The sequence below is a fragment of the Companilactobacillus hulinensis genome, from assembly GCF_003946555.1.
Classification (GTDB): Bacteria; Bacillota; Bacilli; order Lactobacillales; family Lactobacillaceae; genus Companilactobacillus; species Companilactobacillus hulinensis.
On sequence record NZ_RHOO01000019.1, the window covers coordinates 1 to 21186 of the forward strand.

Consider the following 21186-nt stretch of genomic DNA (forward strand, 5'->3'; position numbering starts at 1 on the left):
TATTCTCCTATACAAATAATTAGTATATAGTTCTTAAATTAACTACTTTGTTGCTTTTTATTTTGATATGTTGGAGTTAGAAATTTTAAATTTTCATAAATCTATGAAAGTGCTAACATAGTACTGTTAGAAAGAAAAACTTGAGGAGATTCCTAGATGAAAGATGTAAAATTTGTCGCATCCGATATGGATAAGACATTATTAGAGAGTAACAGTAAATTGCCAGCAGGGATTGATGAAATAATTGATAAATTATTAGATTTAAACATTAATTTTGGGATTGCCAGTGGTAGACCAATTTATACGTTGAATGATCTGTTTCCCAAATATAAAAATGACATGACATTTATTTGTGATAATGGTGGTTTGGTGAGCTATAAGGGCAAGGTATTGTTTAAGAGTTTGATAGATGTCCCACATTATCAGAAGATGGTTCACTTTGTCGAGGATGACACCGATGGTGTACCAATTATTTGTGCGCTGGACACAGCATATGTTAATAAAGAATATGAAAAGTATGTCCCATTTTTCAAGACCTTCTATACTAAGGTTAAATTAGTCGATGATTTAAGAACAATTGACGCAGACTCAAATAAATTTACGATTTATTTTCCAAATGGACACAGCCAAAAGTATTATAAGGAGATTTTTGAACCACAATTTGGGAATGATTTCTCAGTTGTTGTCAGTGGTGAAGTTTGGATCGATATTATGAACAAGGGAATAGATAAAGGTAGAGCAATCAAATCTATTGGTAAGTACTTGGATATTGATCCGTCACAAATGATGGCATTTGGAGATACATTCAATGATAAAGAGATGCTTCAGGCGGTCAAATATAGCTATCTGATGGCGAATGGTAGTAAGGGTATGGAGAAGTATGCTAATTATCGTACAGGTACTAATGATGAGCATGGTGTGCTTCAGGTTTTGGATAAGTTAATTGCTGAGGTTTCTAATGGATAGATGATTTTTCCGCCTCTGGTCCCAAAATATTTTATCTGCCGTGGGGACCTGTTCCAGCCGAAGTGCGGTCTGGAACTTCGACTTTAAGCTTTGCTTCGCAAATTTCAAAGATCGTCCCGTGGTGTAATGAACGGGAAACCACCGTTCAAACGCCACCTTCACGGCTGATAAAATGTTTTGGGTCCTCCGGCTAATGAACAAATTGTTGCTGTTAATGTCTGTGTAGTTATTGCTAGGATTTAGAATGCACACTATTTGGAATGTACGAAGTGAGTTAATATGGTCGTAAAGTTGAGCTGAATAAAGATAAGTCCAGGCCTACCCAACAACAATATAAGTATTCAATTATAAATTATCTTGTTGGAAACCAGCTACAGTTATCGGTACCATAGTCTATAAGACATAACCACTATGGAGCAAAAAATGACACGAACTTATTTTGCGGTTAAAGTTAAAAGAATTGATGGTAAAAAGTTACATTTTAAATTGCCCAAGGATCTGCAATCCGCCATGGCTAAGCACAGAAATCATGGAGGAGATTGGAAGGGGATTTTGAAAGGTGCTTTGATTAATATTGAAATGGCACCTCATACGACCAATCTACAGCCGCCTATAACTACTGCCATGGTGCTTGGTGTCTACGTAGTCGATAGGAAGTTTAAGAGTACACGTAGCCAATTTATCAGTCATGATAGTTGGGACGGCAGTATGAGCATTAGCCAAGTATATGGTTATCTTCATCATGACTACTCTTTATTGAACCGATTGGAAATCAGAAATGATATTAATTTCTGGAAGTGTAGTAAATCCAGCAAGTTAATTTGGTTACTAACAAAATTACGTACTAAAATTTATTATTACAAACTAAAAAGAGCTAGAAGAAAATGAATTCTTCTAGCTCTTTTGCTATATATAATACTTTTTAGGCATGTGAACAGACATGCTTAATTCATTTGGAGGATGAATTGAATAGTTTCACAAATATTAGTCTGTCAACTAGATGAAGTTAACAATTTGCATCAAGATTGGAACAACAACAACGAATAGGACAGTTGATGTTGTAACCACGTTAGTAGCGTACTCGACGTCACCATGTGATTGACCAACCAAGATAGGTAGAACAGCAAGTCCAGGAGCAGCTGCTTGAATGATCAATGTGCTGCTTTCAAGACTAGGCATTGGATTACCCATTGACTTACCTAATAATACGAAGCCGATCATAATTGCTGGAGCAAATACGAATCTACCAAGTAATGCCAGGATAGTATCGCGGTCGAATCCAATTGACTTCAAACCTGCATCGGCCAAGATGATACCAATGTAGATAAGTGACATTGGTGTAACAATACCACCAACCATATCAAGAGTCTTGTTGATCCATTCTGGAACAGGAATAGCTAACAACAAGAATACTAGTGATACTAAGAAACCAACGAGTGGAGCAGGTAGTAATTTCTTCCAGTTAAAGTCTTTTTTAGCGCCTTTTTCAACTGTTGGATCGTCTGATGAAATGAAGAATACACCAACGGCCCAAGTAGAAATTGTGTTCATAACATAGTAAACAAGGAAGAATGGCAAACTCTTTGTACCGAACAATGCCATGTTAAGTGGTAGTCCAATGAAAATTGTATTAGCATTGGCAAACATGTTAATGAATGTACCACGACGACCTTTTTTAATACGGAATACCTTTGTTAAGATCCATGCTAGTAAGTAACTGCATGCAAAACTGGCAAAGGCAAAAACCAATCCGCCAGTCAATGTAGATAATTTGTCACGTGTCAAATACTTCAACACTGAGACGAAGATTGATGCGGGTAGGGCGACTTTCATAATAATAAATGAGATGTTTCCCTTAAATTCGTCACCCAAACGGCCTGAGCTTCTTAACCAGTAGCCAAGGGCGATAACAATTACGATTTCAGCAACACTTTCAAGTGAGGTGATAAATGCTTCCATGAGATAATTCCCCTTCTCTTATAACTTTTTAATTCCTAAGATTAATATTTTGGTTCCCATTTGATGTCGTCGATAGCTTTTTTAGCATCTTTAGCATCTGTAAGTTTTTCGTCAATTGCTTGTTGAGCAACGCCCATAGCAACTGTCATACTGAACTCATCAAGTTTTGAAACAGGAGGTAATACAGCAGCACCAGCTTCACTAGGATCAACGATTCCACCCAATGAGTGAGCAGCTTTGTTGATCATACCGTCACTAAGTAACTTAGCATTAACAGCCATAGCACCAAGGCCAAGACCAGGATATACAAGTGCATTGTTAGCTTGTCCAATGACATATTTAACACCATTTAATTCAACAGGTTCAACAGGAATACCAGTAGCAACTAAGGCTTTACCGTCAGTCCACTTCAAAAGATCTTCAGCTTTTGCTTCAGCAAGCTTTGTAGGATTTGATAGTGGGAAGATGATAGGACGTGCAGTGTGAGCAGCCATTTCCTTGATGATTGGTTCTGTAAATGAACCAGGTTGTGTTGATGTACCAACAAGAATAGTTGGGTGTACTGCCTTAACAGCAGCTTCAAGAGTTGTAAGTTCGTCTGCATTAGCAAATTCACTACGACTTCTTGTAAATGGCTTTTGTTCAGGTGTTAGACCTTCAGTATCGTCAAACAATAGACCTTGCTTATCAACTAGATAGAAGTGTTTCTTAGCTTCGTCTTCTGACAAACCTTCTTCAACCATTGCATCGTAGATACGTTTTGCAATACCAGCACCAGCAGTACCAGCACCAAATGACATGTAAACTTGATCAGTGAACTTCTCTTTAGAGATGTTCAAGGCGCCAAGGATACCGGCAAGAGTAATAATACCTGTACCTTGAATATCATCGTTGAATGTCAAGATTTGGTCTTTGTACTTGTTTAGGATATTAGCAGCATTGTCACGACCGAAGTCTTCAAAGTGAAGATACATGTCTGGGAATAATTCTTCTGCTTTAGCAACAAAACTATCAACAAATTCATAATACTTGTCACCAGTAACACGTTCGTGATGGTTACCAAGATATAAGTCATCATCTAATAGTGACTTGTTGTTTGTACCAACATCAAGAACGACAGGTAGAACTGACTTAGGATCAACACCAGCAGCAGCTGTATAAACCATAAGTTTACCAACTGAAATATCTACACCTTGTAGACCCCAATCACCAATACCAAGAATTCCTTCACCATCTGTAACAACGATCAACTTGATGTCACGGTCGCCAGCAGCATTCTTCAATGTAGCTTCGATTGTATCTGGATCATCAATTGATAAGTAAGCAGCGTTTTGTGGATCTAAGAAAAAGTGACTGTAGTTTTCAATTGTGTCAGCAATTGTTGGATCATATACAACTGGCATGAAGTCGTATACATGTTCACTGAATAACTTGTAGAACAATGTACGGTTTTCATTGAATAAGTCCATCAAATACATGCGTTTTGCTAATGGAGTTGGTTTTGTACCATATTGTTCGTATGCTTGAGCAACTTGTTGATCAAGTGTTTGAACGAATGGAGGTAGCAAACCTTCAATATTGTTTTCTTTTCTTTCTTCTTTTGTAAAAGCAGTGCCTTTATTTAAGAATGGATTGTTTAGTAGATCTAAACCTTTATATTCTTTCATAAAAATGCCTCCTGAAATAAGTTTTATTTAACTTTCGTACAGTACTATATACCCTGATAAAAATTATAGTCAAATATGTTATAATTGATAAAAATAATTTATAGGTGAGCATATGAATATAAAAGATGGTCAATATTTTCAAAAGTTAAGTGAGCTAAAAAACTTCTCTGATACAGCCAGACATTTTCATGTTAGCCAACCGACGATTACGTACTCCCTCAAGCGATTGGAGGATGAATATGGTGTTAAATTGGTGGACCGCAAGAGTTATGCTAATTCGCTTACATTAACGTATTCTGGAGAACAATTGTTAAAACATATTAAGCGAATTCTTCGTGAAGATGAGCTAACTAAAAGAGATTTGTCCAGAATTAAAGAAAAAAAAATAAAAATGGGACTTCCTCCCATAATTACTAATTATTTATTGCCTGAAGTTTTTGATCAATTACGTGATGCAGATTTGTTGAACAACATTGAACCAGTGGTTGATGGGTCAAAGGAATTGCTAGAGGAATTGAAGCAAGGGCATACTGATATATCCTTGTTAGGGACGACACGTCTGCCAGAAGATGCAGAATTGAAATATAAAGTTATCAAAATTCATCACTTTAAATTGATTGCATCAAGTCGAAGAAAGTTCGATGGTCCTATCGATTTGACCGACTTATTAAAGGAAGACTTTATTTTGACTGATGATAATTCTGTGCATCGCCAGGTGTTCAAAAGATTTACGGACCGATATAATGTCATGCCAAATGTTATTTTTGAAACATCAGATCATAACTTATTGTTGAATTTGATCAAAGCCAACAAGGGTATAAGCTTCATTGTTGAAACGGCTCTTTATCATGAAGAAGGAATACAGGAAGTTAAAGTAAATAATTTGGAATTACCACCATTTTATATATTATTGATATATCGGACCAATACACTGGAAACACCTGATTTCAGAAAGACCATTAATATTTTCACACATATTTACAACCAAGAATAAATATATCGGTAAAGGATTATTAATAATTTATAGTGTACGGTATAGTCCAATTAAGGTACAATGAAATTACCGGTTGATATCAAACGGATTAATCCAGTCCTGTAGCTCAGGACAACATCAAAATGATTATGAATGAAATTAATTAACCAAATTTTTTCTCATCCAAAACCTCTCAACTCCTCCATATATTCCGATTTCTTTCATTCATTTTCATAGGGTTTTAGCAATTATTCATTTCATATGGGATAGTTTATGTTTAATTTATTTACCAAACTCTGGGAAGTCACTTAGGTGGCTTCTTTTTGATTTTTAGAAGTTGACATTATGGCAATATATTAATAATAAGCTGGTAAAATTCAGCAAGATATTATAAGTGGCTCCAGGAACGCTGATATATCAACGTTCATAACCGCTAGGAATTGATATTTATAACCTGATAATCAAGAAAATATTACTAATATATATATATATTTATGATATATTAAATGTTGGAGAGGAGATATCCTACATTTCCTCTTCTTTGATAATTTCATGTTTAAGTAACAGATTTCTGTTATTGGAATGGTAGTTCCTCCCTGAGCTGCCATTTTTTTTTTGAGATTTTATTTACATAATATGATAATATGGCATTGAGGTATGCGGTCAAATTCCGATCCTCATTGCGCAGAGAGTGACCTCCCCGGGTCGCTCTTTTTTTGCTTTTTAGATGTTTTTATTTAAAAATTTCTTTACATATGCAAATACCACTGTGATGTACCTATTATTAACCCCTTTAAATATGGTATAATTTTAAACAATAAGCCATTTAGGAGTTTTTGAGCATGAAGTACAGTGAGAAACAACAAGAAGAAATAGTTAATTACGCCATTGCACATGACAATGACTACAAAGCTACAGGAGAGAAGTATGGTATTTCTTACCAACAAGTTTCAGCATGGGTAAGAAAGTACAACAAGACTTCAAAACAAACTACTAAGAAAACTGTTAAGAAACAAGAGAATGTTAAAAAGGATGAACCAGTGGCTAGTTCACTGGACATTTTGAGTAGAAGAGATCCATATCTTGAAGCACAACTTGAAGATGTTAAACGCAGATTGGGACTAATTAAGTAATATAGTATAGTTAAGACGGTAGAAGACACTTCTATCGTCTTTTTTTTTGAAGTATTTTTGAAGGGAAGAACAAGAATGATTTATACATGTACGCTGAATCCGGCAATAGATTTGTTCATTGAAACAGATGAGTTAAAACCAAATTTTGTAAATCGAACCAATAGTTATGACATTATTCCTAACGGCAAGGGAGTTAATGTTTCATTTATTTTGAAGATGTTAAATATTGATAACACAGCATTAGGAATTGGTGGTGGATTTACTAATCAGTTCATTGAAGAATCTCTTAACAATAAAGGAATTAAGACAAACTTTACCCATATTGATGGAATATCAAGGATTAATGTTTTTACACGTGTTTTGAAATCGAATAACGAATTTAAAGAAGTAAATAAGGGACCAGAGGTTAGTAACCAAAAGGTTAAAGAATTCTTGAATTTGGTTGGTAAACTGACAAGTAGTGACAAGTTAGTAGTTTCAGGAAGTTTTACTTCAGGTATTGATCCCAAAATTATTGTTAAAATTGCTGAATTATCAAAAGCAAATAGGTTCAAGTTGATCATTGATACTAGTTATCCCGAAGTATTAGATACTTTGAAATTTGATCCGTATTTACTGAAGCCAAATGATAGTGAACTACTATCGTGGTTGGATGCTGAGCCGACGGCTGATTTGAATGTTTTGGCAGATTACATAGGACAAATATTAAACAAAGGCGCACAAAATATTTTGCTTTCATTAGGTGCTAAGGGGGCAATGTTTGGTAACGAGCAAGGTATTTGGTTTGGCAATCCACCAGACGTAGTTGTAAAAAATACTGCTTGTTCAGGAGATACTATGCTGGGAACCTTTCTCGCGGGTATGGAACAAGAACTGAATATTGAAGATAACTTGAAGAGAAGCCTCTGTGCTGCCAGTTCAACTGCAGCAAGATCAGGACTGACTGATTTCAGTGATGTTGATGATTTGTTGAAACAAGTCAAAATATCCAAAATTAAATAGTTAAATATATATGGGAAATCAATTTGTGTTGATTTCTCGTTTTTTTTGCCCAAATTCATGATAAGGTAAATAATAATAAAAATGTAAGCAGATACAATCAGTTATGGGGGATGCAGTTTGGCTGACGCAAGGAAAAATGTCTTAATTAAACTACAAGAACTTGAAAAGAATCAAAAACTACCGATCAATACGGCAGATCTATCGGAACTAATGGACTTAAGTCGTTCAGTTACTAGTCATTATCTTAATCAATTAGTTGATGATGGAATCGTTATAAAGCAGGATGGTCGTCCAGTTTTGTGGAGCTTGACTAATTCGAAGCCACAGAATCAAGGAACAATTAAGAGCTTTGACAACTTCATTGGAGCTAATGGCAGCCTTAAGCAAGTTATTTCACAGTGTGAAGCGGCAGTTCATTATCCACCTAATGGATTGAGTATGATAATTACTGGTGATAGTGGTGTTGGTAAGAGTTATTTGGCGAATCGAGTCTATAGATATGCGGTGGATTCTAAGGTTATTACACCAGATGCGCCGTTTTTGGTATTGAATTGCGCTGACTATGCTAATAATCCAGAGTTACTTTCAAGTATTTTGTTTGGTTACAGTCGTGGCGCCTTTACTGGTGCCAATGAACAAAAGGATGGACTGTTGAAGCAAGCAAATGGTGGATACTTATTCTTAGATGAAGTTCATAGATTAAATAGTGAAAATCAAGAGAAGTTATTCAATTTCATTGATAGTGGTGTTTTCAGACGAATGGGTGAGAATGAAAAAGTTGAACATTCACAGGTACGACTATTGTTTGCGACAACTGAAGACACTAATGAAGTTTTACTTGAAACCTTCAGACGAAGAATTTCAATCTCGGTCCATTTACCGAGCTATAGTGATCGCCCACAAAATGAGCGTTTGAGTCTGATTTATTCTATTTTCCATAACGAAGCAACACGTATCGGCAAAACTCTGAAGATTGACGGTAGAGTTATTAATTCACTGCTTAACTTGAAGTCAGACGGTAATATTGGCCGATTGAAGAACTTGATCAAGGTTGGTTGTGCCAATGCTTATAAAGATCAATTGAACTTGGACAAAATTGTTTTGAACGATCAATATTTTGCCGTTGAAATCGATGATGAATCAGAAATGTCAGATATCATTATTGATCCGAGAAAAAAGTTGAATCTAAGTTCAAATAATATTTTGGATATCAAAGGTGACAAATTAACCGAGTTAATTAATCAAATTATTATCGCAGATACTACTCAATCAAAGGAATTGCACGGTACACTAGTTGAGCAATTGTATGAGTTAGATAAAGTAATCAAACTGCAAGAAATGGATGCACCAATTTATTCTCAATTCAATTATTTGTATAAGCGGATTGTTTGCGGTCAATATGGATTGAAACAAGCTGAGTATTTAAGTGAGTTCTTGTTTAAACTATTTAAGGCTGATTTTGAATTGGACGAAGCGCTTATTGATAAACTAAAAGCTAAGATTTTATCAGTTTATCCTCGGACATATTATGTTGCTAAAACATTTTCTTCAGAGGTTGAACAAAAAATCAGTTTGAATAATGATACTGCTAGTTTATTGGCGACTGTCTTGTTGAGCGATTATGTTGATGAATCGTTAACTATGCACGGATTGTTGGTGGCACATGGTGAATATACTGCAACTAGTATTCAAGCTGTGGTTAATCAGCTTTGTGGTGGATACGTCTTTGATGCCATCGATATGCCGATTGATACTGGCTTGCCCGACATTGTGATCAAAACTAAAAAATTGCTGGATTCATTCGATACCACTGGTGGTGTGGTCTTGCTAGTTGACATGGGTTCTTTGGGACAACTTTATAATGCGGTCAAACATCATCTGGATGGCGACTTGCTGGTTATTGATAATTTGACTACAGCAACTGCACTAGATATTGGCTTGAAGATTCAACAGAAGATGCCGTTCAAGAAGATTGCTGAGACGGCATCGACAGAGTATAAGATAAATTCTCGATACTTTGCCGGATTTTCTCAGGATAAGAATATTATTATTTCTTGTATATCTGGATTGGGTATCTCGCAAAAAATCAAGGAAACTATGCAGCCATATTTCCCTGATAAAATCAAAATTATTACGATGGATTATACAGATTTGAAATCTAATATTCATCAGGACAATAATCATTATTTTGATCAAACAATTTTTGTGATAACTACGACTGATTTACCGGGTAGTTTCAACATCCCGAATATAAATATCTATAATATTCTGGATAGTAGTGGTGAACGACAAATCAGTAAGTGGCTCCAGCCATATCTTAATCAGAACTCGATCGACAGTCTTAATAAGGAATTATTGAGATTCTTCTCGATTGAAGGTGTCGGTGAGCGTTTAAGCTTCTTGAATCCCAAAGTTATCATTAAAGAAGTTGAGACGGTTATTTTCAAGTATGAGAATTACTATCATCTTAAACTTGATGGTAAGGTCAAACTGAATTTGTACATGCATATTGCGTTAATGATCGAACGACTAATGGTTAGAAAGAATACAAACTTACCAAAAGTAGAGCCAGATGACGCAGAATTGGAATTCATTAATGTATCGAAGAGTATCTTCCAACCATTGGAATTGAAATACAACGTTGAAGTTAATGAATATGAATTGTCTTTGATGTTTGAAGTGTTCAAACAGCTGTTATAAGTGTTCAATAATTTAAGGGATTAGTGTTTAAGAGTTTAAACACTAATCCCTTTTTGTTGTTATAGCAGTATTTACACAAGTTGGCACGGTACTTGCTTATATAAAGATGAATATTAATTTAAGGAAGTTATGAGTATGAAGAAAATTTTGATTGCAAGTCATGGTCATCTTGCAAGTGGGATTAAAAGTTCACTTCAGATTTTGACAGGAATGACAGACGAAATAACAACAATTGATGCATACGTTGATGAGCACGATTATGTTGCCGATATCAAACAGTACGTTGAAGAGATTGGCAATGATCCAGCGATAATCTTTACAGATTTGTTTGGTGGAAGTGTTAATCAAAAAGTTATGTTGGAAGTAGCTGGACACGACAATATCTTCGTTGTCAGCGGCACTAATTTACCAATTGTTCTGTCAGTTCTATTGGATGAACAAGAACTTACCAAATCACATTTGGAAGAGCTGATCGGAATGAGTCAGGTTCAATTGGTTGAAGTAGAACCTAACGATGACGACTTATCAGATGACAGCTTTTTATCATAACAACGGAGGGGAAAAATATGATCGTACAATTAAGAGTCGATGATCGACTAATACACGGACAGGTTGCACTTGTTTGGACAAAGGAATTGGATACACCAGGAATCGTCGTTGCTAACGACAATGCTGCAAGTAATGAAATGGTTCAAATGACATTGAAAATGGCAACACCAACTGGGAAAAAGTTATTGATTCGTTCAGTGGACGATGCCATTACCGTTTTCAATAATCCTAAGGGTAAAGGAATGCGTATGTTTGCTTTGACGAATTGTGTTAAGGATGCATTGAAGATTGCTCAAAATGTTGAAGATATTGAAGGTATCAATGTTGCTAATGTTGGGCGTTTTGCCGACAAGAGTGAGGGTGAACCTATTCAAGTTGGAAGTACTTTGATGCTTAGCCCAAGCGAACTTGATGCACTGAAAGAATTAGATAAGTTAGACGTTCCAGTATTCCAGCAAGTAGTTCCAAGTAATGCCAAGGTTTCAATTACAAACTTATTGAAGAATAAGTAAATATAGGGGGAAGACATTATGTTTAGAGAAGCGTTTCTAGCTGCTTTGACGGTATTCATCTGTTACGGTGGTAATTGGTTATTTGGACAAACAATGATTGAACGTCCGTTAGTTGTAGGGATGATTGCCGGATTGATCTTCGGTGATATGAGAACCGGAATTATTATGGGAGCTTCACTAGAAGCTATCTTCATGGGAGCTGTTGATATTGGTGGTGCTCTATCCGCAGAACCAGTAACAGCTACAGTTTTAGCAACAACTTTCGCTATTGTATTGAATGTTAATGAAAAGGCCGCACTTGCATTAGCAGTTCCTATCGGTGTTTTAGCCGCATTTGTATCTATGTTTATGAAGAACGTTGTAATGAACTTATTCGCTCCACTAGTTGATAAATATGCCGAAGAGAACAGACCAAGAGCAATAGCGGTTATGCATTTCTCGATGTGGTTTATTAACTACTTTATCTTTTCACTGATCACATTCTTTAGTGTTCTTGAAGGTGCCAAACCAGTTCAACAAATGGTTAACAGTATTCCAGATAACTTGATGGCAGGACTTGCCGCCACAGGTGGATTACTTCCTGCTGTTGGTTTCGCAATTTTGATGAGAATGCTTTGGAGTAAGCAACTTGCTCCGTATTTCTTCTTAGGATTTATTTTGGTAGCATATCTTGAATTACCATCAGTTGCTGTTGCAGCTTTGGGTATCATTCTTGTTCTTGTTACAAGTTTCAAAGACAAACAATTACTTGATATGAAGAATAAACAAAAAGAATTAGAAAATAGACCAGTAGTAGCATCCGGTACAACGGATTCTGGTAATGAGACACAAGCTGAACAAGAAGAGGAGGACTTTTTCTCATGAAATTAACTCAAGACATGACAAAAGAAGATAAAAAGATGCTAAACGGAATCTTCTGGCGTTCATTTACCGTATTTGCCAGTCGTGCTGGTGCTACAAAGACTCATGCGCCAGGATTCATGTACTCAATTACTCCTGCCTTGAACAGATATTATAAAGATGATCCTGAAGGCAGAAGAGAAGCGTTGATGCGTCATACAACTTGGTACAACATTACTCAAAACGTTGGTACCTTTGTTATGGGACTTACGGCATCGATGGAGAAGAAGAATTCTGAAGAGGCTGATTTTGATGCTGAATCCATCGTCGCTTTGAAGACATCATTGATGGGTCCATTATCAGGTATTGGCGATTCGATATTCTGGGGAGTTCTTCGTGTTATTGCTGCTGGTGTTGGTATTAGTTTGGCATCACAAGGCTCAATTCTTGGACCAATCTTGTTCTTATTGATTTACAATATTCCTTCTATCTTAACTAGATACTACCTAACATATATGGGATTCTCTCTTGGTTCGACATTTATTGAAAGAATCTACGCTAATGGTAGTATGGAGATCCTCAACAAAGCCGCAAGTACACTTGGTTTGATCATGATCGGTAGTATGACTGCAAGTATGGTTAAATTCGAAAGTAAGCTGTCAGTTCCTATTACTGGTGGTAAGCCAATCTTGATCCAAACATATATGGATCAATTGTTCAAAGGTCTAGTTCCACTTGGTATTACATTACTTTGCTACTGGTTACTAAGTAAAAAAGTTAATGTTAACTGGATTCTTTTAGGAGTACTTATCTTGGCAATCGTCTTAGGTCTATTGGGTGTGGTCTAGGTGACTGGACAATTAAGTATTTGGACGATAATGCTTCGTCTATTACTTGCAACATTTATTTCTGGAGTTATCGGATTAGATAGAGCTTATAAGCATCGTCCAGCTGGACTAAGAACACATATCTTGGTTTGCCTGGGGGCATGTATCATTGCGATGATTCAGAAAGAAATAGGATTCAATGCCATTGAAATGGCGAAGGAATATCCTCAGTATCGTGGAATTCTCCGTGCTGATGAAGCTAGATTGATTGCACAAGTGGTTAGTGGTATCGGATTTCTAGGTGCTGGAACAATTATTGTTGAACATCATTCCATTCGTGGGTTAACGACTGCCGCAAGTCTTTGGGTTATCGCCTGTGTTGGACTTGCTGTAGGGATGGGATACTATATTATGGCTATTTGCAGCTTTTTGGTGGTGTATGGTGTGGTAGGATTTTTAAAACAGATTATTAGAGTCAATCCCGTTAGAAAAATTGAGGTACAGTATAGACACAAGGCTGAGACCAAAGAGTTTATCAACGAATATTTTGAGAAGAATAATATTACGGTTGAAGACGTAAGATTTCAGGCAACTAAGCAAGTGAATGAATATATGTACACCAATGTTTACTCGATTGATATGGATAAAAAAATGAATTATGTAGATATTGTTGAAGACCTTTCTTCGAATCAGAATATTATGAAGGTCGGTACGATCAATGTTTAAAACAAAACTCGATGAATTAGTTTTCATCGAGTTTTTTGTTATATTTATTAAATTATAATTGAGCCTTCTTCTTAAAAGCCCTTACAATTATTGGTAAAATATACCTAAGAGAAGAATAACGAGGTGTAAAATGATCGATCAAAAGAAATTAATTGAACAAATTACGAATTATTCTAAAACAGTCAAATTGGATAGCGAAAAAGAAACTAGGCTATTTCGGAATTGCTTAGTAGATACGATAGAACATACAGTTACAGTCGAGAAAGATGGTTCAGTATTTGTTGCCACAGGTGATATTCCCGCAATGTGGTTGCGTGATTCTACTTTTCAAGTATTGCCATATTTGGAGATATCGGAAAAGATCCCTGAACTAAAAGAATTTGTGGCAGGTGTCATTAAGAAACAATTGTTCTATGTTCAAATTGATCCATATTCTAATGCATTTAATCAATCAGAATCAGGTGCACATTGGACTGAGGATGCATCAAATATTCCAATTCCTGATTGGGTTTGGGAACGTAAATTTGAAGTGGATTCATTATGTGCGCCAATACATCTTGCTTATGAATTGTACAAGACAGGTTATACAGCACATTTGACTGATGAATTTTATAAAGTGGCAGGAATAATTGTTGATACTTTTATCAAAGAACAGCATCATGAGAAGTCAGATTACTTCTTCAATAGAACTGATTGTCCACCTTCAGACACATTGACACATGATGGCAAAGGTAGTCCGGTTTCGTATACAGGGATGATTTGGAGTGGATTCAGACCAAGTGACGATGCCTGCAAATATGGATATTTGATTCCAGCTAACATGTACGCAGTAGTTATTTTGAATGAGTTGAAGGATATGCTTGGACAATATGATCAGGCTGCTGAATTATTGGATAAGGTTCAAAATTTGGTCTTAGAAATTCAAAAGGGTATCGATGATTATGGTATCGTTGAAAAAGATGGCAAAAAAATCTTTGCATATGAAGTAGACGGTCTTGGAAATTACAACTTGATGGATGATGCTAATGTTCCCAGCTTGTTATCTGCAACATTTCTAGGTTATTGTGATGTGGAAGATGATGTCTATCTCAATACTCGCAAGTTTATTTTGAGTAGTGATAATCCTTACTATTATTCAGGTAAAGTATTTAGTGGGATCGGTAGTGCTCATACCCCAGAGAGATATGTTTGGCCTATTTCCAAATGTATGGAAGGATTAACGTCAAATGATGTTGATGCAATTAAGGCAGATATTAAACTAGTATCCCAAATTGATGACGATACAATGCAATGTCATGAAGGTGTCAATGTCGATGATGTGTCACAGTACACTAGGGAATGGTTCTCATGGGCTAATATGACATTCTGCCAGTTAGTATTTCACTATTTGAGACTTACATATAAAATTTGAGACGAAAAAAACAGCTTTCAATTAATTTTGAAAGCTGTTTTGCTTATGATGAGCAATAGTACGGTTTAGAACTAGGACCGTTAATAAAGCTAGCACAGAAAATACTGCACCACCATATCCCAAATTGAACAATCCACTGTGTTTCAATACTCCAGCGGCCGTTGCTGATCCAATCGAAATACCAATATTGAAGAATATGGCATTCAATGAAGAGGCAAGTAATGTTGCTTGAGGATAATCAGCTTCAGCAACGTCTAAGAAATGAATCTGAATAGGTGAATTCACTACTGAAATAATTAAGGATAAAATTAGCAAAACGCTAACTCCTGCGATTTTGTTAGTCAATGAAAAAGATAGACCTAATAGTAGAATTATATCTGTAATATAAAAGCGGGGCATAGTAGTCAGACCATGACGATCCGCAACGGTTCCGGAAAGACGGTTACCTAAGATACTCATGATTCCCAGTGCGAATAGCAACCAGTTCAATGCCATTGTGTTGAATCCAAGTGCGGTCGTTAATATTGGACGAATGTAAGTATAGTAGGCGTACAAAGCAGCTGCTGAAAAAAGAATTAGTATTGCTCCAAGATAAACTCGTCGATCAGTTAATAACACCAATTGTCCTTTAATACTGCTTTCCTGTGCTTTAGGTAAATTACGTGGCAAAATAAATGCCAAGACTATACAGGTAGATAGACTTAAAAGTGAAATTAAGTGAAAAGCCATATGCCAACTGGTGGCGGTACTGATGGCCGTTCCGATTGGTAATCCGATAACTGAGGCGATACTGAATCCGGCGGCAATCCAAGAAATCAGTATGGCACGTTTGTTTCGAGGAGCTAGGTCATTAGCAAACAGTATAATTAATGATTCAATTGTTCCAGCGACAACGGCTGTTAGTAATCGTGAAATTAGAAATGTGTTATATGTTGTTGCGAATCCACTGGCGGTATTACCGATAAAGAAGATGACCATAAGAATCATTAAAGCCTTGTAGCGGTCAAATTTATTGGAAAACAGCGTAACAATGGGTGTGCTGATTGCGTAAACAATTGCGAAAATAGTTACTAGATAACCGGCGGTAGCGACAGTTACACGTAGTGATCGTGCAATATCTGATATTACTCCGACAACCATGAATTCATTGCATCCCAGCATGAATGACACCAGGACTAAAGCACTGGCTTGCCAGCGATATTTGTTCATTTAATATTTCCCCCAAAAGTTTGAATAGTTGTATTTACAATTATATCCGATTTTTTGAATATAGGTAATGTTCAGTTAGTTAGAAGAAGGTAAAAAAAAGCAGACTAAGTTGCTTAGTCTGCTTTTTTAGGGTGGTGCGCCCGGCATGGGCGCTAACTTGGTGGTGAAAGTCCACTGTGAGCCGTAGTAGTCGGAATCACTAGTTGAGGACAAGGGTGTCTGTTGCGAGGCAGAATCTGAAGGAAGTCTAAAACAAAATACTGAGCTGATGTACAAGAAGTGGCTATAAGGCTGTGCTTATTGGATAAGGGTGCCACTCAACCCAAAGTCCAATACTACTCGAAAATAAGTACAGTAAAGCCAACAGCTACATGGTATGAAAGTTAGCGTTCTTACCTGGGGAGGTCTGTTCCATATGTTTGGCAAGGAAACGAAATGTATCCTACAAACAAACTAGGCAGTGATGTCTAGCTGAATGGTACAGAAGTCAGCCGAGGTCATAGTAGTCGCTTGCGACGAAGGACCGAACATTAATAACTCTTGTCGATATTGGAGGTGGAAGCGGTGCGACAATCGCAGAAAACAGAACAAGCTGACCATCTGAAGAAGATAGGTCTGGAAGACCAAAGACAATCAGAGGCGCGTAGTACCGCCTCTGGTGAAAGTACGATTAGGAGTGGCATTTCTTTCAAAGAACTAGTACTAGATAGAGATAATCTCAATACAGCTTACAAAAGGGTATATGGAAATAGAGGTGCAGAAGGAATAGATGGAATGTCTGTCTATGAACTTTTGGACTACCTTAAAGAGAATAAATCTCAGTTTCTTGAATCATTGAGAGACCTTTCATACAAACCAAGTCCTGTCAGAAGAGTAGAAATACCTAAGCCTGACGGAACTAAACGTAAACTGGGAGTACCAACGGTCATTGACCGCCTGATACAACAGGCAATTGCGCAAGCAATGACGCCTGTGTTTGAGAAGGCCTTTTCAGATAATAGTTTTGGTTTTCGACCAAATCGCAGCGCCCATGACGCTATAAAACGTGTCACAGAATTTTATGACCAAGGCTACCACTGTGTGATAGACCTTGACCTAAAGGCATATTTCGATACGGTCAACCACGATTTACTAATGAGATTCATCAAACAATATATTGATGATGAATGGCTGTTAAGGATGATTCGTAAATTTCTTACTAGTGGTGTAATGGACGGACAGATGTTTCAGAAGTCTGAGAAAGGCACGCCACAAGGTGGCAACCTCTCTCCATTACTTGCCAATATCTATCTAAATGAACTTGATAAGTTACTAACCGTTCGTGGACACAAGTTTGTCCGTTACGCTGATGACTGTAATATTTATGTCAAAAGCAAACGTGCAGGCTATCGAGTTCTGGATAGCATTTCCAAGTTTCTTGAGAAAGATCTAAAGCTAACAGTCAATCAGAAGAAGACCAAAGTTGGCTCTCCTCTAAGACTAAAATTTTTAGGATTCTCATTAGGTGTGTCGAGCAAGGGCACTTACGTGCGTCCTTGCCAACAAGCCAAAAGGAGAGTTAAACAATCACTCAAGAAAATAACGAAGAGAAATCGAGGCAGAGGCCTTGATGAACTCTTCAAGGAGATCAATCAGAAGATGGTTGGTTGGCTTAACTATTATGGAATTGGAAAGATGAAAGTATTCATTAAATCACTTGATGAATGGCTGCATTCTAGAATCAGACAATATATATGGAAGTCGTGGAAGAAAATAAAAACCAGATTTAAAAATCTGACAAAACTAGGTATGACAAGAACTCAAGCTAGAATCTTTGCCAACACCCGTAAGGGGTATTGGCGAACAGCGCATAGTAAGACTCTGTTGTACACTTTGACAAATGAAAAACTGGAATCTCTTGGACTAATAAATATGTCCAAGAAACTCCAGTCTATTCAGAATGCTTAAATTAATGAACCGCCGTATACGGAACCGTACGTACGGTGGTGTGTGAGGTCGGTAACTAAAAGTTACCTCCTACTCGATTATTTATAGGTCAAATGTGTTTTGCCACACGTCTTGTTATTTATATTAGTTATTAAGCAAGTAAATTCCATAAGTTCTGATTTCACCAGGTTGGAATTCATTGATTTGATGTTGTTGAACCTCTGAATCAAGTGATTCTTTAAATTCTGAATTAAGAGTTAGTAAAGCAAGGCTGACAGGGGTGTCGAAGTTGATATATCCGGGGGCAGATATCACTTCGTCAGTTGGGTTATACAATCTCAATTCGAATCCAGTACCAGCTGATGTCGTTGAAATGGAACTTAGAACTAACTTCTCAGCATCAAGATTGAAGAATTTCTTGTGGGTAATTGGTTCATCCAATTCGTTCATCATGAAATACCTTAGGGGATTAGTAAAACGATTTAAGCTTTGATCTTGGTAATAAAGGGTACCAGATGAAAGTTGAAGATGTTGAGCCTGAATTTCGGCAGGGCTGTAATTATCAGTAATTATAATCCCACCGTTGAATTCATTCTTGCCTTGAAGCTGACTCTCTGGAGTTTCCACATAACGTGTTTCTAATCCAGATGCGTCTGAAGGACGACGCAACAGATCAGGTTTTCCTAAGAATCCAATACCACGAAACATTGTGATAGCAAGCATGTCGTAATTATCACCGATAATTTGGAAGTCTTTAGCACCGAGTCCGATATAGGTCCAACTAGATTGATTCGAATGAGTGTTAGCAAAATGGATCATTGGACGCATGCTTGTGGGTTCCTCACGATAGCCAATCTCTTGCCAATCGTTTAAGTGTAGATCGTTGACTGGTCTAGCAATAGTGCCAAAAGGAGTGTCGGAGTATGAATTCTCAGCCGAAACGTCAGTGTTGAGTACGAGCCTTAATCTGTGATCAAGCACGGTATTGTCAATTTCCAAATTGTAGTTGATAACAGGGGAATCAGTGTTAAGAATCAACACTAATTTATATGGTAGTTGTGTATCGCATACTCGTTCTTCACGTGTTTTCAAATTGAGTGGAAGTTTCCATGAACCAGTAATCGTTAGTTTACTTTGGATTGTTCCGTTAACGAAGTGAACCTCATCTGCATTCTTGAAATCGAGGTTAATACCCCAATCGTTGAACATAGGAGAGTAATCATAAGTATCACCATCATCACCACTGTCTTCAAAGGTAAGAAAGTTGTTGAATGTTTTCTTGGTATCCTTATTAAGAAGAGTCAGTTCACCATTATCAATTGAAATTCTGTAATAAGTGTTTTCGATGTTGTCACTGTTATGTAGTTGATTAGTGCACTTATTTTCTAATTCATTGATTTGTAGACCTTGCCAGCTCATTGGCTCTAGCACTGTTTTAAAACTAATTGTTGTAACGTAGTACAATTCTTGCTTACGTTCTTTCAAGTTACGACGAAGAGGGGCGGAATTTTGTTGGGATTGTTCGATTATATCAAATTCGATTTTTTGACCATGTTCGTTTTGCAATTCAAAGGATTTGTTTTTTGTTGAAACTTCCACAGTTTGTACTTTATTCATCAATACTGGCAGGGGATTCCAGAGGAACAAGTCAAACGGTGTATTTTGTGAAATGCTAAGTTTTCTAACTAGGTAATCAATTATTGAGTAAGATAATTGATCAGCAACTTTTGCTCTATGAAGAATATCGGAGTTGGTTTTGTCGCTGTTGCAACCACCAGAACTGTCGTGTGCTTGACCACGAGCAATTGTTTTCCAGATATCGTCTACAAGACCTTGTTTGTTTGGAATACCGAATTGTGCAGCAAGTGCGATTAGGGGTTCGACTTGATAAGTCATTCGGCGTTCAAGTTTGTCGTAAATTTGTTTTAGATCTGCACGAGATGAGTAGATTCCACGATGGATCTTGGATGCAGAAGGGTCAATGAATTCTCCACTATATGTAGGTAAGTTTTCACATTTAGCGAGTTCTTCAAAATATTTAGGATAGTTGCTTTCCTTGATATGAAAATCAGAGCTAGATTTCTCATTTGCTTGCTTGATTCTGTCTTTAAGATTGAAGTCGATGGCACGTTGATCACCACCAACCGGCAAAACAAGTTCTGTGGCGTCAGTGTCAGTTGAGATATTGTTAAATAGTGTATTAAAATCGTCTTTTTCAATTAACTCAACACCAGCGTAGTAACCATTTTTGATATTCGCCGTAAGAACTTTAGATCCGTCGTTACTATTCCAGTAGAAGTAACGGCAATTTTTTTCTTTTGGCATACCACGCCAGAATACGGTGTTGTAAATATCGAACCCGTTGAAAATCTTGGGCATGTCTTGACCTTGTCCAAAAGAATCAGGTAGGTATCCAACTTTCATGACACCACCAAGCTCATTAGCCAGCTTAGTACCAAGTGAAAGATTTCTAACGATGGATTCACCAGAAGTTACCATTTCATCGATCTGTGTGTACCATGGACCAACAAAGAGACGTTTTGCAGTAATGAATTTTGTAAATAAATCTTTTTTCTCAGGGAAATTAGTTAGATAATCATCAATGATGGACATTTGACCATCCAGCAAATAATAGTTTAACTTATTTGTTTCAAGCGCTTCGAAGACATCGTCCATATGGTAGGCAAATTGAACTCTTGCTTCTTGACGAGTGAAATACCATTCAAAATCCCAGTGTGTATGAGCAATTGCGTGAATATTTTTCATGAATACCTCTTTTAATAACT

Annotated in this window: 17 protein-coding genes; 13 read left to right on the forward strand and 4 right to left on the reverse strand. The window is 36.8% G+C overall.

Annotated features, from left to right (window positions below):
• Positions 1-156 precede the first annotated feature (156 nt).
• Entirely contained in the window at positions 157-966 is an 810-nt protein-coding gene (locus EKM66_RS09345) for an HAD family hydrolase (RefSeq protein ID WP_125763922.1), read from the forward strand.
• A 423-nt stretch (positions 967-1389) separates the two neighbouring features.
• Positions 1390-1854 carry a DUF7679 family protein gene (locus EKM66_RS09350; RefSeq protein ID WP_125763924.1) on the forward strand — a complete coding sequence of 155 codons (465 nt, stop codon included), beginning with the start codon at positions 1390-1392 and terminating at the stop codon, positions 1852-1854.
• 108 nt (positions 1855-1962) lie between these two features.
• Here EKM66_RS09350 and EKM66_RS09355 read toward each other — a convergent pair whose 3' ends face one another.
• Together EKM66_RS09355 and EKM66_RS09360 are read right to left on the reverse strand one after the other, a co-directional pair.
• Positions 1963-2925 carry an AEC family transporter gene (locus EKM66_RS09355; RefSeq protein ID WP_125763926.1) on the reverse strand — a complete coding sequence of 321 codons (963 nt, stop codon included), beginning with the start codon at positions 2923-2925 and terminating at the stop codon, positions 1963-1965.
• A gap of 41 nt (positions 2926-2966) precedes the next feature.
• Positions 2967-4592, reverse strand: coding sequence for a malolactic enzyme (locus EKM66_RS09360; RefSeq protein WP_125763928.1), 1626 nt, complete (start codon positions 4590-4592; stop codon positions 2967-2969).
• A 112-nt stretch (positions 4593-4704) separates the two neighbouring features.
• On the opposite strand from EKM66_RS09360, the gene EKM66_RS09365 reads away from it, so the two are divergent.
• The 10 genes from EKM66_RS09365 (at position 4705) to EKM66_RS09410 (ending at position 15265) form a co-directional block, all read left to right on the forward strand.
• Positions 4705-5586, forward strand: a complete 882-nt coding sequence (locus EKM66_RS09365; RefSeq protein ID WP_125763929.1) for a LysR family transcriptional regulator — start codon at positions 4705-4707, stop codon at positions 5584-5586.
• Positions 5587-6407: 821 nt separating this feature from the next.
• The gene (locus tag EKM66_RS09370; protein WP_125763931.1) at positions 6408-6698 is read left to right on the forward strand and encodes a helix-turn-helix domain-containing protein; all 291 of its coding nucleotides are present in this window, start codon (positions 6408-6410) and stop codon (positions 6696-6698) included.
• A 75-nt stretch (positions 6699-6773) separates the two neighbouring features.
• Positions 6774-7700: a 1-phosphofructokinase gene (gene pfkB, locus EKM66_RS09375; protein ID WP_125763933.1), complete on the forward strand. Its 927-nt coding sequence runs from the start codon at positions 6774-6776 to the stop codon at positions 7698-7700.
• A 117-nt stretch (positions 7701-7817) separates the two neighbouring features.
• Complete coding sequence (locus tag EKM66_RS09380; RefSeq protein ID WP_125763935.1) at positions 7818-10400, forward strand: sigma 54-interacting transcriptional regulator; 2583 nt, start codon at positions 7818-7820, stop codon at positions 10398-10400.
• A 135-nt stretch (positions 10401-10535) separates the two neighbouring features.
• Positions 10536-10949 (forward strand): PTS sugar transporter subunit IIA, encoded by a 414-nt coding sequence (locus EKM66_RS09385; RefSeq protein WP_125763937.1) that lies wholly within the window; start codon positions 10536-10538, stop codon positions 10947-10949.
• Between the two features lie 17 nt (positions 10950-10966).
• Entirely contained in the window at positions 10967-11461 is a 495-nt protein-coding gene (locus EKM66_RS09390; RefSeq protein ID WP_125763939.1) for a PTS system mannose/fructose/N-acetylgalactosamine-transporter subunit IIB, read from the forward strand.
• Positions 11462-11479: 18 nt separating this feature from the next.
• Positions 11480-12325, forward strand: coding sequence for a PTS mannose/fructose/sorbose/N-acetylgalactosamine transporter subunit IIC (locus EKM66_RS09395; protein WP_125763941.1), 846 nt, complete (start codon positions 11480-11482; stop codon positions 12323-12325).
• Positions 12322-13149, forward strand: coding sequence for a PTS system mannose/fructose/sorbose family transporter subunit IID (locus EKM66_RS09400; RefSeq protein WP_125763943.1), 828 nt, complete (start codon positions 12322-12324; stop codon positions 13147-13149). Before EKM66_RS09395 ends, EKM66_RS09400 begins: the two co-directional genes overlap by 4 nt.
• Positions 13150-13854: an MgtC/SapB family protein gene (locus EKM66_RS09405; protein WP_125763945.1), complete on the forward strand. Its 705-nt coding sequence runs from the start codon at positions 13150-13152 to the stop codon at positions 13852-13854. It abuts the gene before it with no gap.
• A 130-nt stretch (positions 13855-13984) separates the two neighbouring features.
• A complete protein-coding gene (locus EKM66_RS09410) occupies positions 13985-15265 on the forward strand; it encodes a glycoside hydrolase family 125 protein (protein ID WP_125763947.1) in 1281 nt (426 codons plus the stop codon).
• Positions 15266-15286: 21 nt separating this feature from the next.
• On the opposite strand, the gene EKM66_RS09415 is transcribed toward EKM66_RS09410, so the two are convergent.
• Entirely contained in the window at positions 15287-16474 is a 1188-nt protein-coding gene (locus EKM66_RS09415) for an MFS transporter (protein WP_125763948.1), read from the reverse strand.
• Between the two features lie 564 nt (positions 16475-17038).
• Between EKM66_RS09415 and ltrA the strand changes: the two genes are divergently transcribed.
• A complete protein-coding gene (gene ltrA, locus EKM66_RS09420; protein ID WP_125763950.1) occupies positions 17039-18421 on the forward strand; it encodes a group II intron reverse transcriptase/maturase in 1383 nt (460 codons plus the stop codon).
• A 123-nt stretch (positions 18422-18544) separates the two neighbouring features.
• Here ltrA and EKM66_RS09425 read toward each other — a convergent pair whose 3' ends face one another.
• Positions 18545-21166 (reverse strand): glycoside hydrolase family 38 N-terminal domain-containing protein, encoded by a 2622-nt coding sequence (locus EKM66_RS09425; protein WP_125763952.1) that lies wholly within the window; start codon positions 21164-21166, stop codon positions 18545-18547.
• Between the last annotated feature and the right edge of the window lie 20 nt (positions 21167-21186).

Bases quoted from the DNA above. Each gene is read 5' to 3' on its own strand.
- EKM66_RS09345 (WP_125763922.1), top strand. From the start codon at position 157: ATGAAAGATGTAAAATTTGTCGCATCCGATATGGATAAGACATTATTA.
- EKM66_RS09350 (WP_125763924.1), top strand. From the start codon at position 1,390: ATGACACGAACTTATTTTGCGGTTAAAGTTAAAAGAATTGATGGTAAA.
- EKM66_RS09355 (WP_125763926.1), bottom strand. From the start codon at position 2,925: ATGGAAGCATTTATCACCTCACTTGAAAGTGTTGCTGAAATCGTAATT.
- EKM66_RS09360 (WP_125763928.1), bottom strand. From the start codon at position 4,592: ATGAAAGAATATAAAGGTTTAGATCTACTAAACAATCCATTCTTAAAT.
- EKM66_RS09365 (WP_125763929.1), top strand. From the start codon at position 4,705: ATGAATATAAAAGATGGTCAATATTTTCAAAAGTTAAGTGAGCTAAAA.
- EKM66_RS09370 (WP_125763931.1), top strand. From the start codon at position 6,408: ATGAAGTACAGTGAGAAACAACAAGAAGAAATAGTTAATTACGCCATT.
- pfkB (WP_125763933.1), top strand. From the start codon at position 6,774: ATGATTTATACATGTACGCTGAATCCGGCAATAGATTTGTTCATTGAA.
- EKM66_RS09385 (WP_125763937.1), top strand. From the start codon at position 10,536: ATGAAGAAAATTTTGATTGCAAGTCATGGTCATCTTGCAAGTGGGATT.
- EKM66_RS09390 (WP_125763939.1), top strand. From the start codon at position 10,967: ATGATCGTACAATTAAGAGTCGATGATCGACTAATACACGGACAGGTT.
- EKM66_RS09395 (WP_125763941.1), top strand. From the start codon at position 11,480: ATGTTTAGAGAAGCGTTTCTAGCTGCTTTGACGGTATTCATCTGTTAC.
- EKM66_RS09400 (WP_125763943.1), top strand. From the start codon at position 12,322: ATGAAATTAACTCAAGACATGACAAAAGAAGATAAAAAGATGCTAAAC.
- EKM66_RS09410 (WP_125763947.1), top strand. From the start codon at position 13,985: ATGATCGATCAAAAGAAATTAATTGAACAAATTACGAATTATTCTAAA.
- EKM66_RS09415 (WP_125763948.1), bottom strand. From the start codon at position 16,474: ATGAACAAATATCGCTGGCAAGCCAGTGCTTTAGTCCTGGTGTCATTC.
- EKM66_RS09425 (WP_125763952.1), bottom strand. From the start codon at position 21,166: ATGAAAAATATTCACGCAATTGCTCATACACACTGGGATTTTGAATGG.